Source organism: Colwellia sp. RSH04, assembly GCF_003545765.1.
GTDB lineage: Bacteria > Pseudomonadota > Gammaproteobacteria > Enterobacterales > Alteromonadaceae > Colwellia.
This window is the reverse complement of sequence record NZ_QXIO01000003.1, coordinates 331,704-347,873: the sequence shown is the minus strand read 5'-3', so window position 1 is coordinate 347,873 and position 16,170 is coordinate 331,704. Positions and strand designations below refer to the sequence as shown.

Below are 16,170 nucleotides of genomic sequence, written 5' to 3'. Positions count from 1 at the left end.
CAATCTAAGACAAAACAGCTGATATTTATAATCTACTTACGAGATTAACTAATGATTGAATATGAGCTGTTTTCACATTTTTAAGCGTCACGTTAGACCTACTCAACCTTATATTTATAGCATTTTCGCTTTGCTATATATGTTCAGCTTTTCTTCTTTTGCATCAACATCCGTCAGTTTTTCATATATTGAATTTAACATTGCTTTTATTTTAGGTATTAGCTTACCTGTAATACTTTTTGCAGTATTAATGAGAAAGGTTGCTTCAATTAAATGGCAATATTTAGCGGGTATCACTTTAGCTATTTTTGTATTTTTCTTTGGTCAAATACTGGAGCATTCTTACCAACTGCAAGTGAGTTTGACAGCAGCTAGTGTATATCTTGCCCTAGTATGTTTATGGCCATTAGCCAGTGAAAGAGATGATAGTTTAGCATTAGGTTGTGTATGTCAGCGCAAACAGCTAGTAACTTTGAGCTTGAAGCTTGTAATGCTATTCCTGGCAGCTTTTGTGTTATTTTTATGGTTTGTTGATGATGAAAATATCAATGTTTCCTATCGTTTTGGTATATACGCTAGCGCCGTATTATTGATAAGTTTTACTCAGGCTGTATCGTTAAAAAACCTTTCTGAAAAAGATTACACGGTCTTTTCTCGCTTAATTATTCAATTTATTTTACATAGTGCCTTTTCTGTAGCATTGGTTATGTATATACAGGGAGCCTCTCACTACTATTGGGTTGTAATCGCGTTATTATTAAGCTTTGTCATTACGTTAACTAATGGTTGCTGGCTTTTAATGCAAAATGTTTTGTTGTCATTTAAAACACCTGAAAACCAAGAAAAACTAAGTAGTGAAGAACTATTTCATTACAGTTTAGATCCTGCTACTAACTTACCAATGGCCCAGCAAGCATTACAAATCTTTGAGGATACCCTAGCTAAAGATCATAATAAGCGATATGCAGTTGTTATTTTCAACCCAATGAACTTCCAGCAGGTCAATAATGTATTAGGGCATAGAAATTCCGATATTTTACTTTCACAACTAGCCTATTGCTTACAGCAACAAGCTTCAGGCAACAAAAATTTGCTACGTTTTGGCTTTAATCCTGAAGCAATTAGAATTGCTCGATTACAGGGGCTAAATTTCTTAGTTGTCTTTGATATTTCAGAGACTACCCATGAAGCTCATCATGCTATTAATGAATTATGCCAATACTTAGCGAGTAGTGTGCCAAGAGCGATGTCATTTAAAAGCTTTTCATTGAATTTCAAGCTTGCTTTTGGGGTTTCTATTTCTGGTGAAGATAGCAGTAATGTTAATGATTTAATTTCCTATGCAGAAGATGCATTACTAACAAGTATCAATAAACAACGCATGGTCAGTTACTTTGATAGTACAAGTTTGTTATATACGCAGCAGCAACTTTCGAGAATGGATGCACTGAATACGGATATACAAGATGAGAATTTATTTTGGTATTTGCAGCCTCAAATCAATATAAATGATACAGAAATCTATGGCCTACAGCTCAAAGTTCATTGGTATGAAGATGACAATAAGCCGTTAGAGCTTGAAGATTTTGTTTTGGTGGCCGAGCATAGCGGTGATGCATATTTATTAACAAAGCAAATGCTATCCCAAGCATTCAAAGTATTGCATCTTTTGCATCAACATGGTCATTATCTAAAAGTTGCGGTCACACTGACAAGTGACTCAATACTTGAAGTTGATTTAGTAGAATATATTGAATCATTAATGAGTAAGTATCACATATTAGGTAAATACTTAATTGTAGAATTGGCTGAAGACGCGATTCTTGATGCAACTGAGCAAGCAAAAGCGATTATTTCACAATTAAGAGCCTTAGAAGTTTCAATAGCCATCTCTAATTTTTCAGGCAGTTACGAATCATTGCGTTACTTACGCAAAATGGCTATCCAACAAGTTAAAATTAATTGTCAGTCTCTTACAGAAAGTGATGATAATCGCGTAGATAAAGCCATTATAAATTCATTAGTAAATCTGAGTAGAGCGATGAAGTTACCACTTATAGGTACAGAACTTTCAGATGCAATTGCGCTAGAGGCTTATAAAAATATGGGCGGAAGTATCGCACAAGGCAGCGAAATATTTGAAGGGATAGTACCTGATGAATTACTTATATGGTTGAAAACATGGCAGGAACAAAAAGCAAAGAAGCATTAAGTTAACCAATTTATACAAGCTCTATGATAATGAACTTTATATGAGCTTGTAAATTTAATAATAGGCTTTTAGGTTATTCAATATCTAGCGCTTCAGGAGACAAAATCATTCCTGTATTATCAGCGTATAAATGATCATCAGGTAAAATGGTTACACCAGCAAAATTAATTGCAATGTCGCATTCACCTATCACTTGATCGTCTGCCCCTACAGGGATTGAAACAAGTGCCTGAATACCAATGTCGACATCTTCAATGGCATCAACATCACGAACACTACCAAAGCATACAATACCTTCCCAAGCATTACTTTCAGCGAGTTGTGCAATATCAATATCAATCAATGCTCTGCGAGTTGAACCGCCACCATCAATGACTAATATTTTGCCTTCGCCATCATCTTGTAAAACTTGCTGAATTAACCCTACATTTTCAAAGCATTTTATCGTGACAACTTTCCCGCCAAAAGAGCTTCTCCCCCCATAATTACTGAAAATAGGGTCAACAACATCAATTAAATCAGCATAAATATTACAAAGTTCAGAAGTATTGTACTGCATAATAATCCTCATAGGCAGTTGTCTGATATTTATACTCAGTATATCTGGTTATGATTAAAATAAAACTACTATTTACTGTTGTATTACTTGAATTTAAAGGTAAAAGACTCTTTAATAGCTTAATTAAGCTATTAAAAAATTTTTGTTGTTAAATATGCCATTACCGATAGAACCACAAGCACTACTTTACTTGATGCAAACGTTGGTGTTTATAGTTTTGGTATTTGTATTTTTCATGTATTTACGGACATTTTCCCGTCAATATACTAAATACTGGTTGGTTAGTTTATTAATAATAACGGCCTCTTATGGCGTTCGCATCGTTGCTCCTAACATTCAAAGCTTCACCGTTGCAAACAGCCACTTACTTACTTTACCTACGCTATTAATGATAGCTAACTATACAGCATTGCTTTATTTGGTTGCGGGGGTATATAACGCTAAAACTAACGTAAAACTTGCTAAACCTATAGCTGTTATTACTTTCAGTAGCATCGTTGTCTTTTCTATTATTACCAATAGTTTCTTTGCTTTTGATAATGAAAACACTTTTAATCATTTTTATTTAACCGTTAGTTTGCCTAACTTTGTGTCTAGTGGCTGTTTCTTTGCGCTATCATTTTATTTATTTGTTGATAAAAAACCGCATTTTTCAAGTAATGTCTTAATGTATTTCTCTTTTATTCTGGGCTTAAGGTATTTGTTTTATTCTTTTGTTTCTATCTTAGCGATTACTGAGCCATGGTTTAAACAACTTACCTTTGCTATAAAATACTTTGACGTTGGTGCAACCACGATTCTTGGATTTATATTATTAGTATGGATGCAAGGTGCAGAACGTTTTGCCGCCTTAAATGCGATTAGCCGAGCACAATATTTAGGAAAACATGACTCATTAACAGGAGCGTTAAATCGTGAGCAAGTGATGGCTCGACTCTCTGAAGTGATGGTTAATACAAAAAATAGTAATAATTCACTAGCCATTTTTTTAATTGATATAAAGCAGTTCAAGTTTATTAATGATACTTATGGCTTGAAGGTAGGTGATTATTTATTAGGAGAAATTGCTAATCGATTAAACAATAGCGTATTTTTACCTCAAGCTGTTGGTCGGTTAAGTGGCGATTCTTTCATGTTCGTTCTTGAATTTGAGCATATGTCTCACGTAGAACGCGCTGTATCTCATATACATGAAATGATTAATAAGCCCTTTTATTGTAACCAACAAGAAATACATATACAGGCCAGCTTAGGTTTCTGCTTTTATCCTGAACATGCTAATAAGGCTGAAGACTTATTGCAAAAGGCTAATTTAGCGTTACATCATGCTGAAACCAACAACTTACCATCAGTTGCTTTTCAAGAGGGAATGCAAGCCCATGGTCGTCATTTGTTAATTATGGAAAAACAATTAAAGAATGCGATTGCTAATGACGAGTTTATTCTTTATTTTCAACCACAATTAAACTTATTGACCAATAAACTGGAGGGTGTCGAGGCATTAGTTCGATGGCAGCACCCTGAAAAAGGGTTATTATTGCCAGTAGATTTCCTAGCTGATCTTGAAGAGTTAGGAATGCATAATCATTTTGACCAATATATTTTGGCAAAAGCGTGTCAATTACATGCAAATTGGTATGAGAAATATCATCGTCGAGTAGCTATAGCTGTTAACATTACTGCTATTGAGTTTCAGGATGAAAAAATTGTTTCCTCAATTCAAGCTATTCTGACAGAGCATCAAATTCCACCTAAATATATTGAATTAGAAATAACAGAAAATGTAGTCATGACTGATATTACTCAAGGGATGGAAACCATAGTCAAATTGCAGAACATGGGGATTAAAGTATCTATTGACGATTTTGGAACAGGGTACTCATCGTTGTCTTATTTACGTGAACTGCCGATTGATAAAATTAAAATCGATAGAAGCTTTATAAATGAAGTTGCCAGTAATGATTCCGATTTAACCATTGTTAAATCGATGGTTGAGTTATCACATGGTCTTGGTAAGCGAGTACTTGCAGAAGGTGTAGAAACAGAAGAACAGCTTAACGTATTACGCCACTTAGGTTGTGATGCAGTTCAAGGGTACTTTATTAGCAAGCCGTTACCTGAAAAAAAATTATTGGCATACTTTAAGCCAAAGTCATGATTTAGCTTATTTTGCCTCTTAGTTTGATTTTTATAAAAAGATAAACCACCCACTAGATTATATTTTTCATAAAGTTCAACACGCCCTTTAATCACATCAATGATTTACTTAATTTTTTTTAGTTCTTGCCGTTACAAATGGTTAAAGTTAACTATAATTAGAATTACATGGCTAACTAACGCATTTTTTGTGCGAAGCTATTGTACTCGTTAAGCTTAAAAGTTAAAGGTATGGGTGCAATAAAAGAAACTTTGTTATTTGAAAGGTAATGTTTTTATGTTGATTAAACACAAATTAATAGCCAACACAGCGGTGTTGATACTTGCTATGGTTCTAATGCTTTTATTATTAAATTATTCAAGCAGTTCTTTTCAGCATGATATTAATGTTGCAAAAAGTATAGGTAATGTTAAAAGCTCTGTATTGCAGCTGAGACGTAATGAAAAAGATTTTTTAGCACGAAAAGATCTTAAATACTCAACGCAATTTAATGACAATATGCAGTCGCTAATGCAGCAAATAACTATGTTGGAAAAAGATTTTGATGCTATTGGTGTTGAAACAAATGATACTGGCGCAATGAAGTCTATTCTCAACGAATATGTAAAACACTTTAACAGCCTAGTTAAGTTACAACAGAAAATTGGTTTAAATCCAAAAGAGGGCTTATATGGCAACTTACGAAGCGCTGTCCATGATGTAGAAGAGCTTATCGGCTCTGACGACTATCAACTATTAAGTCAAATGCTACAACTGCGTCGAAATGAGAAAGATTTCATGTTGCGCCTCGATGAAAAGTATATTGCTCGTTTAACCGGTAATGTTGATAACCTTTTAACATCATTGGCAAACACCTCTTTGGATGATAATAAAAAAGAGCAAATCGCTTCGCTGATAGGTAATTATAAAACTGCTTTTCTTCAGTTGACCAGTGCGCAAAAAGAATTAGGGTTAGATTCAAAATCTGGTTTGTTAGGCAAGGTAAGAGCTACTGTTCATAAAGTTGACAATAACCTTGCTTCTTTAGTCTCTGTTAGTAAAGAAGCAGTTGATGAAAATATCCAGTTTACTAATACACTAGCCTTTAGTTTATTTACCATTGTATTAATCATTTCTTTGGCGAGCGGCATATTGATTAGTAAAAGTATATTATCGCGTATTGATAATTTACGAAGCTCAATGAACCAAATAGCTGAAAATAATGACTTAACTATTGATGTTAGTTTAGAAGGAAATGATGAATTAGCGGATATGTCAGACGCGTTTAAGAAAATGTTAGACAGTTTTAGAGCGCTTATTCATGAGGTTACTCATTCTGTTGAAACGTTAAACTCAGCAACGGGTAGTTTGGCAGAAAACATCTATAACTCTAATGAAGGTGTAGAAACTCAGATGCAACAAACAGATCTTGTTGCTACCGCTGTTACCGAAATGGTTGCTACGGTTGAAGAGATTGCTTCGAACACCCAAGAAGCTGCTCATAAAGCTGAAGTCACTAATAATAATGCTGATAAAGGTAAGGCAGGGGTTGAGCAAACCATTGAGCAAATTGGTCAATTGTCGAATAAATTATTAGATTCTGAGAACGTAGTAAAAGAACTTGAGAAAGAAAGTATCACTATAGCCTCAGTGCTTGATGTTATTCGTGGAATCGCTGAGCAAACTAATTTACTTGCTTTAAATGCAGCAATTGAAGCAGCTCGTGCAGGTGAGCAAGGGCGAGGTTTTGCGGTTGTTGCTGATGAAGTGAGAACATTAGCGAGTAGAACCCAAGATTCAACACAAGAAATTGAGACAATCATAGGCTTATTGCAAAATAGAACACAAGAAATCGTTACCTTGATGGCTGCTTGTCGTACTCAAGGTGAAGAGAGTGCGACGCAAGCAAGCTCTACTGGCGCAATGTTAGATGAAATAACACAAGATGTAGCATTAATAATGGATATGAATAGCGCCATTGCAACGGCAATTCAAGAACAAACATCCGTTGCCACAGAGGTAAACCAACATGTTGTTGCGATACGTGATGTTACCGAGCAGTCTGCTGAAGCTTCTAAACAAAATGAACATATGAGTGAAGAGTTGTCACAACAAGCAGGTGTATTACAAAACGAAGTTAGTCGTTTTACTGTGTAATTCTTAAATTAGATAAAAGCAAAATTATAGCAATCAAAAAAACGCCTGAAAATTCAGGCGTTTTTTATGAAGTGTACTTGAGAGTAAAGTGCATTTTAGAGCTGTTTGAAATCTATCATCGCTTCACGAGTATGACCACTTGCTTTAAGCTTTGTTAAGTACTCTTGCCAATATAGCTGATGATTTTTTGCTATATCAAGCAAGAATTCGTGGCTATAGATGGTTGAATCGCCATCATCAAAGATAAATCTTGAACCGTGCTTTGCAACACTTTCAATCGCAATAAGCTCAACAAGTTTCTTATGGGTTATCAGTGCAATTTCATTGCCTTTAGCTTTTGGCTGGTTTGGTGAAAATACTCTTATAAATTCATAAGGCAGAGTGGCAGTAAATTCACTTTGATCAGGCGTTAAAAAAAGTATAGTTAACGATTTTTGATGTTTATTCAAAGTGAAACTGAGTACTGCCATGATTTACCTTTGTTGTTTACTGTTAAGATATATGCGTTAGTTAAAGAATAAAGCGACTTAAGTCTTCATCTTTGACGACATTATTTAAGGTGCTATCCACGTATGCTTTATCAATAGTGATTGTTTCACCGCTACGTTGATCTGCATTAAATGATAAATCTTCAACTAAACGCTCCATCATTGTATGTAAGCGACGAGCACCAATATTTTCGGTAGTCTCATTTACTTGCCATGCCGCTTCAGCAATAGCGTTAATACCATCGTCACTAAACTGTACGTTAACACCTTCAGTCGCCAGTAAAGCACTATATTGCTCTGTTAACGAAGCGAAAGGCTCGGTTAAAATTCTAACAAAGTCATCAGAGCTTAATGCTTGTAATTCAACTCTTATAGGAAGTCGACCCTGTAATTCAGGAATTAGATCTGAAGGCTTAGCCATTTGAAAGGCACCAGAAGCAACAAATAATATATGGTCTGTTTTGATCATACCGTGTTTTGTGCTTACTGTTGAACCTTCAACTAAAGGTAATAAATCACGTTGTACACCTTCACGAGATACATCGGGGCCTGAGCTATCACCACGTTTACAAATTTTATCAATTTCATCAATGAAAACAATACCATTTTGTTCAACAGCATCAATAGCTTGTTGCTTGATATCGTCTTGGTTGACCATTTTAGCGGCTTCTTCTTCGCGTAACGCTTTTAATGCATCTTTGATTTTAAGTTTACGCTTTTTAGTTTTCTCACTCGACATGCTTTGAAACATATTTTGCAACTGAGAAGTCATGTCTTCCATACCAGGAGGAGCCATAATTTCAACACCCATTGGCGGCGCTGTTAAATCCAATTCTATTTCTTTATCATCAAGCTTTCCTTCGCGTAACTTCTTACGAAAAACCTGACGAGTGTTGCTATTTTCACTGGTTTCATCATTACCGAAACCATCTCTAGCGGGTGGTAATAAAATATCAAGAATTCGCTCCTCTGCTGCTTCTTCAGCAAGGTGCGTAACACGTGCCATCTCATCTTCTTTGACCATTTTAATGGCCATATCAGCAAGATCACGAATGATTGTTTCTACTTCTTTACCGACATAACCTACTTCAGTGAATTTTGTTGCTTCTACTTTAATAAAAGGAGCACGGGCAAGTTTAGCTAAGCGACGAGCGATTTCTGTTTTACCGACACCTGTTGGGCCGATCATTAAAATGTTTTTAGGTGTCACTTCTGTGCGTAAGTCTTGATTTAATTGCATTCTGCGCCAGCGGTTACGAAGTGCAATAGCAACTGCACGCTTAGCGTCACTTTGACCAATGATGTGACTATCTAATTCGTGAACAATTTCACGAGGAGTCATACTAGACATGTTTAAATTCCTCTTTGTTTATTTAAGCGCTGCTTAAACAAGATATTCTTTTCTATTATTGTGGCTTGTTTTGAACCGTTTTATAGTTCGTCAATAGTGTGCTCTAGGTTTGTGAATACACAAATATTGCCCGCAATAGTTAATGATTTTTCAACGATTTCTTTAGCGCTCAGCTCAGTGTTTTCTAATAGAGCTGTGGCAGCAGATTGTGCAAAGTTACCACCACTACCAATAGCTATTAAATCATGTTCAGGTTGAACAACGTCGCCATTACCAGTAATAATTAATGATGCGGTTTCATCTGCAACAGCAAGCAATGCTTCTAATTTACGTAAAGCCCTATCACTGCGCCAGTCTTTAGCTAATTCAACAGCAGCTTTGGTTAAGTGACCTTGATGTTGTTCTAACTTACTTTCAAAGCGCTCAAATAAAGTAAATGCATCCGCAGTACCGCCAGCGAAACCTGCTAACACTTTGTTGTTATATAAACGTCGTACTTTTTTAGCATTACCTTTCATGACAGTATTGCCAAGTGACACTTGGCCATCTCCACCAATGGCGACTTTGCCATTACGTCTAACTGATACAATCGTAGTCACAATAAACCTCAAATTAATAGTATTTTTGCAATCATGCCTAAAGTGTTTAAGCATGATTGAAGATTCTAATGATATTTAAGTTGGGATCTTTATGATAATTTCAAGGAAGGAGGTAAATTATTTCCATAACCAAATTTGGCAATAATTTATATTATTTCGCTTTAATTTGTTTTTATCTTTTTCAGCCATACGCTTTCGTGGATAAGGACCTAAAGCAACTTTATACCAAGTACCATTTTTGCCTGTAGAGGATTGAATAATCGCTTCTAAACCAGCAAAGGCAATATTCGCTTTTAATACTTCAGCCTGTTTTCGTGTTTTAAAAGAGCCACATTGCATTTTGTATGGGCCGCCTTGCTCAACCTCATATTCACCGACTTCCACTTGTTTATTTTCCAAGTCTTTTACATAAGTCCATTTCTCTTGAGGTGGCTCAGGTAGTGCATTGGCTTCTTCATCATTAGTCATTTCAGTGTTAGATGTTTTTTTCGGCTCTGTTTGAATTGGAGTTTTAGTTTCTGGGCTATTTTTAAGCGCCCAAAGACCATAAGCAAAAGCACTTAATAACAGAATAGCTAATATGCCAACTATTTTGGTTTTTATGCTCGCAACAGGTTGAACCTGTTTACTTTTCTTTTGCGGCTTTTTTTTCTTTTTAGCTGGAGAGCGGGAAATATAATCTTGGTTTGACATGGAAAACTTTAATAGCGTAATACAAGGATAAGTTGATTATTTTAACTGAGTCATTTTAAAAGAACAGGGCTAGATCATTTTATTTACAATAAAGTTTAAAGGTAAGCGCTATTTAGGAAAAATATAGTTAACCTCAGCTCGGGTTAAGAGATAGGTTAACCGTTTGAAAATTTTAGACTTGTATTTGTAGCAACTCACTAGCTTGATAGTTTTTCTTACTTCAAGGCAAATACATTAAGAATAGTTATTCTATTGTTTATGAGTTTATCACAGAAGTAAGGAAAAATAGCTGCTAGGGAGCCATTTATTGTCCCGAGCTGAGGTTAGTTACCAACTCAACTCTATGGGGTCTATATCAATGCTCCAACGAACCTTGTTTTGCCATTCATTTGTGGCGACATTGGCTAATATTTCTAATATCGCCTGATGCAATGATTTTCTGCTTGTTGATTGAATAATCAAATGATAGCGAAATTTCCCTGCTTTTTTCTCCATAGCTGCAGGTACAGGGCCAGCAAACTCACAGTCGTTAAAAGTCAGCATTGTTATTTGACGAAGGAATTTTTCGGGATAGGAAGGGTAATTGGCATCTGCTCTGATTAATGCTTGAAAGCTAAAGGGAGGCAGAATAGCTTGTTGGCGCTCTGTTATACCTTGCTGTGCAAAATGATGATAACCATTATGCACAAGATCTTGTAATAACGGATGATCAGGGTAGTTAGTTTGTATTAACACTTTCCCTGGTTTACTTGCTCGTCCTGCGCGTCCTGCTACCTGAATAAGTAATTGCGCCATTTGCTCGCTGGCACGAAAATCAAAACTAAACAGTGCGCCATCGGCATCTAACACTGCGACAAGTGTCACATCCGGAAAATGATGACCCTTAGCTAACATTTGGGTACCAACTAAGATGTTGTGTTTTTTATCGCTTACCTCTTGCAATAGCTTTGTTAATTCGCCTTTTCGTCGAGTACTATCTCTATCGACACGCACAATGTTAGCGTCAGGAAATATACTTTCTAGTTTCTCTTCTAACTGCTCGGTTCCTTGGCCTACGGGAGCAATTCGTACACTACCACAGCTTGGGCATTGTGGTGGTATGCGTTTTTGACTGCCACAATGATGACATATCAATAATTGTTGTTTTTGATGCAAGGTATATGATTTATCACAACGAGCGCAATCAGCCATCCAGTGACATTCTTTACAATTAATCGCTGGCGCATAGCCTCGACGGTTTAAAAAGAGTAATACTTGTTCACCACGGTTTATGGTGTTCTTAATTTGCTGTTTTAATGTGCCAGATAAGCCAAACTCCATTTGTTGTTGATTAACATCGATTAATGCCATACCTGCTTGGTGGCTTTTTCCTGCACGCTGAGTTAATCGATGATGGCTGAATTTACCCGAAAGTGCATTTTGCAATGTCTCAAAACTTGGTGTTGCACTACCCAATACAATCGGGATATTAAGTTGTTTGGCTCGTAAAATAGCCATGTCTCTACCATGATAGCGAAAACTGTCTTGTTGCTTTAATGAATTGTCATGCTCTTCATCAATTATAATTAGACCTAGATTATGCAAAGGAGAAAAGATCGCTGAGCGCGTGCCTATCACGATTGCTGCATGATTTTGTTGGGCATTAAACCAAGTATTTAAACGTTCTTGATCGTTCAAGCCTGAATGATGCAAGCAAATAGGTACATTAAAACGCTGTTCAAATCGGCTCAGTGTTTGGGGTGTTAATCCTATTTCAGGCACTATCACTAATACCTGCTTACTGTGTTGCAGTGCTTTTTCCATCGCTTGTAAGTAAACTTCGGTTTTACCGCTACCTGTTACCCCATCAACCAAGTGGCAAGCATATTTAGCATAAGTGTCATTAATGGCACTAACAATAATGGCTTGTTCTGAAGATAACCTAAGCTTATCCTCAGTATTTAATGCGCTTTCTTGCCATGTAAATGTTCGACTTTCTTGCTGCTTTTCGCAAATAAATGCCTTAGTCTCCAAGGCGTTTAATTGGCTTTTGCTATAACCTAATGTGCGTAACTCAGACCAACTGATACCTTGTTGTTTTGCAATAATGTCATAAAGGGCAGCTTGCTTTGGCGCTTTTTTTATGAGCTTTTCAAGGTCTGATTCTGCTATTGCCATTGAGGCATGCCACACCATTGGGGGCTTTAAATTGACTTTTTCAATTTGCCTCAAAATAACGGGTAAAGCTTGCTGAAATACATCGCCAATAGGATGATGATAATAATGTGCGCAGAGTTGGAGAAAACTTACTAGTGACTGACTTAAGTGAAAATTATCATTTAATCTTTCTGAGATGGCCTTGATTTTATTCTCTTCAAAAGAGTTCTCAACATTAACACTTGTGACAATACCGATCACTTTTCGATGACCGAAAGGCACCACAATACGTTCACCCAGTTTCATAACGGGATGCTGAAGGTTTTCAGGAACACTGTAGGTGAATAGTTGCCTCATTGGAACAGGAATAGCAACTTGTATGTATTGTTTGGTCACGATGGTCTGTATTGATTTTGAATGAGGTTATTTTGACTCTTTGCTGACAAGGTGCAAGCACCAATCGTATTTTTTTATGAATTAGTGATAAAACCACTTTTTTGCGATGTTATCGCGTAATTTTTGTTGAAGTTGATTAGATGATCATTTATTATTCGCCCCCATTAATTTTAACTCCGTATGGTGCTTAGGGTTTATTGATTGGAATGATTGATAAATGACTAGGTGGCGATACGCCCATTTCTCGAAAGAGATAGAGGTTCCTATGAAAGAAGGCATTCACCCTAAATACGTTGAAATCAAGGCACATTGTTCTTGTGGTAACGTAATTAACACTCGTTCAACTCGTTCAGCAGACATCCATTTAGATGTATGTTCAGAATGTCACCCATTCTACACTGGCAAGCAAAAAGCTGCTGAGACTGGTGGTCGTGTTGACAAGTTCAACAAGCGTTTTGGTGCTCTTTCTAAGAAGTAATTCTTGGTTAAAGACCTTAAACGAAAAAGCGCCTAAGGGCGCTTTTTTTGTATCTGGAATTCCATAAAATTATTGGAAATAAAAAGCCCAGTAATCTACTGGGCTTGATATGTGCGACTATTTTAAGTGTAATTTATCGCAATACTATACTTTTAATGCTTTGTTGATCATCAAGCTTAAGTAAGCATCGTGTGCTTTTTGGTTATCGCTTTTACCAAAACCCATTGATGATGACTTATCTAGAATGTTGGTTAACTGACCTAAAGCCGCTGTTTTTGATAAATTATCATAGCTAGATTTACCTTTAACACCAACAATCGCAATTAATCGCTTAACGTATTCAATCTGTACGTTTTGGCTTAAAGAGTTTGTCGTTTTCTTATCAACAAAAATGGCCTTGGTGAGATCATTCATCACACTAGTTAATGAATATTCATTGCCATAAAGGCTGGTGTCTGAAATACGCTTTAAGACATTTTTGTGCAATAACTGGTCTAAAACCGCTTTTTGCATGTTTAATATCATATCGTGAGCTTTCGGATCTTCATTTTGTCCATAATGATTAAAGCCACGGCGTTGATGTTGCATATAGCTATAGAGCGGTTGCATAGCTGATAAAGTATCGCTAGCAAAAACATGTTTAGTCAGTGCTTGCATTGCCTCTTGCTGTCTAGCAGCTGGCACAGGCGTATAAGGTTGGGTTTGAGTATCATTTTTAACAAAGCTACGCTCAACGTATACACCACCTATTTGCCTTGAAATAACTTCTGCTTGACGACGGTATTGGCCAAAGAGTGAGTTAGCTGAGGTTAATAATTGCTGATATGAGTTATCTTCCTTGAGAGTTTTGTCTTTTAAATCGACCAATAGGCTCTCAATTAGCGCCATACGGTCAACACCATAAGCAACAGGGTTTGATGATAAATCCCCAGTCATGATACGCGGGTCAATATGACGACCTGGTGATCTCATATCATCAGCATCATTACCAAAGGCTAATGCAGCTTCAGAAGAACGGCTTAAAAGTTTGCTTAGTCTTGCTTTTTCATCAGCAACAGAGGCTAAGGCAACAGAATAACCGAACTCAATAGCCCAATCATCATAAGGGCCAGGCTCGGTTTGGAAGTAATCACCTTGTTCTTTACCAATAGGTGCAACGTTAATCGGTGCATAATCCATCACAGAACCGGTTAAAATACCTTGAGTAACTGATTTATCATGAATTTTATTTTCATCCCATAATATAGAAGCTTTCATATTATGATTTAAACCTAAAGTATGACCAACTTCGTGTAACACTAATGAACGTAACGCTTCTTTGATTAACGCTTTCTTTTCTAAGTCAGCTGAAGCTAGACCCGCATTATCGACAGCGATTTGATCAAACATGACTTGACCTAGAATCATATTCTGCTGCATTTCATGGCCAGCACTACAATGCAATGCATCATTGTCTTTCGAGCCTGTAAACTCAGTCTCATTTTCTTGTTCAGCTTGATGACTTAAACTGCTTACACCTTGGCTATATAAACTATTATAAATCCAGCGGTTTTTCATAAAGACATATTCAAGCATGATATCTGCACCCAGCATCTCGCCCGTTAACGGGTTAGCAAGAGAAGGGCCATAACCACCAAATCGAGGCTGTGGAGATGAAGTCCAGCGCAATACATTGTAATTTATATCAGCGGCATCCCATGTAGCATCATCAGGTTGAACTTTTACTTGTAAGGCATTTTTAAAGCCTGCTTTTTCAAAGGAAGAATTCCACGCTAAAACACCTTCTTTAATAGTTTCTCGCCATTCATGAGGCGTAGTATTTTCTATCCACCAAACAATTGGCTCTACTGGCTCAGAAACTTCAGCTGATTTATTTTGCTTTTCTAGGTTCCAGCGTTTAATAACATCACGATAAGGTGCCCAGTCACTTGAAGTCATTTTATCGTATTGATGTGTGAAATAACCTACACGAGGATCATCGTAACGTGGTGCAAATTTTTCTTTTGGTAATTCAACAAACGAATGTTGAAGCTTTATTGATACGGAACGTGGGTCTGAAACTGCGTTTGAACCATAAACACTTGGGTTGGCATTGTTAAACACATAATCAACAACAACATCAACATTATCTTCATAGGCTCTTTTATGAAGAATGCGAGATTTTTTATCGTTCATTTTACCTAGTTTAAAGCGCTTTTTAGCATTTTTGTCGTTAACTCGAGCCCAAGGAGAAACCTTATGTAAAGCTTCGCTTAAAAAGAGTTTATTGACTTTTAAAGCGATTTGCCCGTCTTCTTCTTTTTCAATTTTTAAGCTTGCTAATACGGCTTCACTGATGTTGGCATCTTTAGCTCGGCTAATAGGGTTGTTTTCATCAAACAAGTATCTAGGTGTTTTAGTGACAATATCAATACGATCAAAATAGCGTCTAAACTCAATGATTTTAACACCTCTATAACCACCTCTGAAGTGACCTGCATCAGCTAAACCGTCAACGGTTTGTGCAAAGTGTAATAAAGGTGTATCAAGTTGCTCTTCTTTGATGAGCATCAGGGTATCACCGGTTTTTTTGTCTTGATAGAAATTAAAGAGACCTTCTGTTGCAGTTCTCTTCTCAATCATTTGCGCAATGGTTTTTTCTTCTTTCTTATCTTTTTTATCTGACTTTTTTGAATCATCAGCATAAGCCATTTGACTTGATGCTAAGGCAACGGCAACTGCCATCGTAAGGCTGGTAAGTTTCATTTAGGTTCCCTGTAGTTTTTCTTATAGTTATAGTACTTATCTTATCGAACAAGAATCATAGTACCAGAATGCTAATAAATCAGTTTAGGTAAAAGCGACACACAGGTTAAGATACAAAAAGTAACAAGATGTTAACAACGAAAAAGTTAAATATTTTCATTATGCTTTAAACCTTTTTGTTTAACTTAGCATCTCACTAATTAACAAAGTAAAAGCAAC

General features: G+C 36.4%; 11 protein-coding genes. 4 read left to right on the top strand and 7 right to left on the bottom strand.

The features are described from left to right. Nucleotides 1-61: 61 nt before the first annotated feature. Nucleotides 62-2,212, top strand: coding sequence for an EAL domain-containing protein (locus D1094_RS07140; RefSeq protein ID WP_118959403.1), 2,151 nt, complete (start codon nucleotides 62-64; stop codon nucleotides 2,210-2,212). Between the two features lie 73 nt (nucleotides 2,213-2,285). On the opposite strand, the gene rraA is transcribed toward D1094_RS07140, so the two are convergent. Continuing rightward, nucleotides 2,286-2,771, bottom strand: a complete 486-nt coding sequence (gene rraA, locus D1094_RS07135; RefSeq protein ID WP_118959402.1) for a ribonuclease E activity regulator RraA — start codon at nucleotides 2,769-2,771, stop codon at nucleotides 2,286-2,288. Nucleotides 2,772-3,006: 235 nt separating this feature from the next. Here rraA and D1094_RS07130 point away from each other — a divergent pair, with 235 nt between their 5' ends. Both D1094_RS07130 and D1094_RS07125 read left to right on the top strand, forming a co-directional pair. Beyond that, nucleotides 3,007-4,929, top strand: a complete 1,923-nt coding sequence (locus D1094_RS07130; protein WP_182440121.1) for a bifunctional diguanylate cyclase/phosphodiesterase — start codon at nucleotides 3,007-3,009, stop codon at nucleotides 4,927-4,929. Nucleotides 4,930-5,205: 276 nt separating this feature from the next. Further along, a complete protein-coding gene (locus tag D1094_RS07125; RefSeq protein WP_118959400.1) occupies nucleotides 5,206-7,065 on the top strand; it encodes a methyl-accepting chemotaxis protein in 1,860 nt (619 codons plus the stop codon). A 95-nt stretch (nucleotides 7,066-7,160) separates the two neighbouring features. Here the strand turns inward: D1094_RS07125 and D1094_RS07120 are convergent, their stop codons facing one another. From D1094_RS07120 to priA, 5 genes are all read right to left on the bottom strand, one after another. After that, nucleotides 7,161-7,535, bottom strand: a complete 375-nt coding sequence (locus tag D1094_RS07120) for a gamma-butyrobetaine hydroxylase-like domain-containing protein (protein ID WP_118959399.1) — start codon at nucleotides 7,533-7,535, stop codon at nucleotides 7,161-7,163. Nucleotides 7,536-7,575: 40 nt separating this feature from the next. Continuing rightward, nucleotides 7,576-8,904 carry an HslU--HslV peptidase ATPase subunit gene (gene hslU / locus D1094_RS07115; protein ID WP_118959398.1) on the bottom strand — a complete coding sequence of 443 codons (1,329 nt, stop codon included), beginning with the start codon at nucleotides 8,902-8,904 and terminating at the stop codon, nucleotides 7,576-7,578. Between the two features lie 80 nt (nucleotides 8,905-8,984). Continuing rightward, nucleotides 8,985-9,503, bottom strand: a complete 519-nt coding sequence (gene hslV / locus D1094_RS07110) for an ATP-dependent protease subunit HslV (protein WP_118959397.1) — start codon at nucleotides 9,501-9,503, stop codon at nucleotides 8,985-8,987. Nucleotides 9,504-9,620: 117 nt separating this feature from the next. Continuing rightward, a complete protein-coding gene (locus D1094_RS07105; protein WP_118959396.1) occupies nucleotides 9,621-10,196 on the bottom strand; it encodes an SPOR domain-containing protein in 576 nt (191 codons plus the stop codon). A gap of 327 nt (nucleotides 10,197-10,523) precedes the next feature. Then, nucleotides 10,524-12,728: a primosomal protein N' gene (gene priA / locus D1094_RS07100; protein WP_118959395.1), complete on the bottom strand. Its 2,205-nt coding sequence runs from the start codon at nucleotides 12,726-12,728 to the stop codon at nucleotides 10,524-10,526. A 265-nt stretch (nucleotides 12,729-12,993) separates the two neighbouring features. Between priA and rpmE the strand changes: the two genes are divergently transcribed. Then, the gene (gene rpmE / locus D1094_RS07095) at nucleotides 12,994-13,206 is read left to right on the top strand and encodes a 50S ribosomal protein L31 (RefSeq protein ID WP_118959394.1); all 213 of its coding nucleotides are present in this window, start codon (nucleotides 12,994-12,996) and stop codon (nucleotides 13,204-13,206) included. A 144-nt stretch (nucleotides 13,207-13,350) separates the two neighbouring features. Here the strand turns inward: rpmE and D1094_RS07090 are convergent, their stop codons facing one another. Beyond that, entirely contained in the window at nucleotides 13,351-15,951 is a 2,601-nt protein-coding gene (locus D1094_RS07090) for a zinc-dependent metalloprotease (RefSeq protein WP_118959393.1), read from the bottom strand. Nucleotides 15,952-16,170 lie beyond the last annotated feature (219 nt).

What these genes read in the sequence shown, in the direction of transcription:
- D1094_RS07125 (WP_118959400.1), top strand. Translation starts at nt 5,206, where the DNA reads ATGTTGATTAAACACAAATTAATAGCCAACACAGCGGTGTTGATACTT.
- rpmE (WP_118959394.1), top strand. Translation starts at nt 12,994, where the DNA reads ATGAAAGAAGGCATTCACCCTAAATACGTTGAAATCAAGGCACATTGT.
- D1094_RS07130 (WP_182440121.1), top strand. Translation starts at nt 3,007, where the DNA reads ATGTATTTACGGACATTTTCCCGTCAATATACTAAATACTGGTTGGTT.
- D1094_RS07090 (WP_118959393.1), bottom strand. Translation starts at nt 15,951, where the DNA reads ATGAAACTTACCAGCCTTACGATGGCAGTTGCCGTTGCCTTAGCATCA.
- rraA (WP_118959402.1), bottom strand. Translation starts at nt 2,771, where the DNA reads ATGCAGTACAATACTTCTGAACTTTGTAATATTTATGCTGATTTAATT.
- D1094_RS07120 (WP_118959399.1), bottom strand. Translation starts at nt 7,535, where the DNA reads ATGGCAGTACTCAGTTTCACTTTGAATAAACATCAAAAATCGTTAACT.
- D1094_RS07105 (WP_118959396.1), bottom strand. Translation starts at nt 10,196, where the DNA reads ATGTCAAACCAAGATTATATTTCCCGCTCTCCAGCTAAAAAGAAAAAA.
- hslU (WP_118959398.1), bottom strand. Translation starts at nt 8,904, where the DNA reads ATGTCTAGTATGACTCCTCGTGAAATTGTTCACGAATTAGATAGTCAC.
- D1094_RS07140 (WP_118959403.1), top strand. Translation starts at nt 62, where the DNA reads ATGAGCTGTTTTCACATTTTTAAGCGTCACGTTAGACCTACTCAACCT.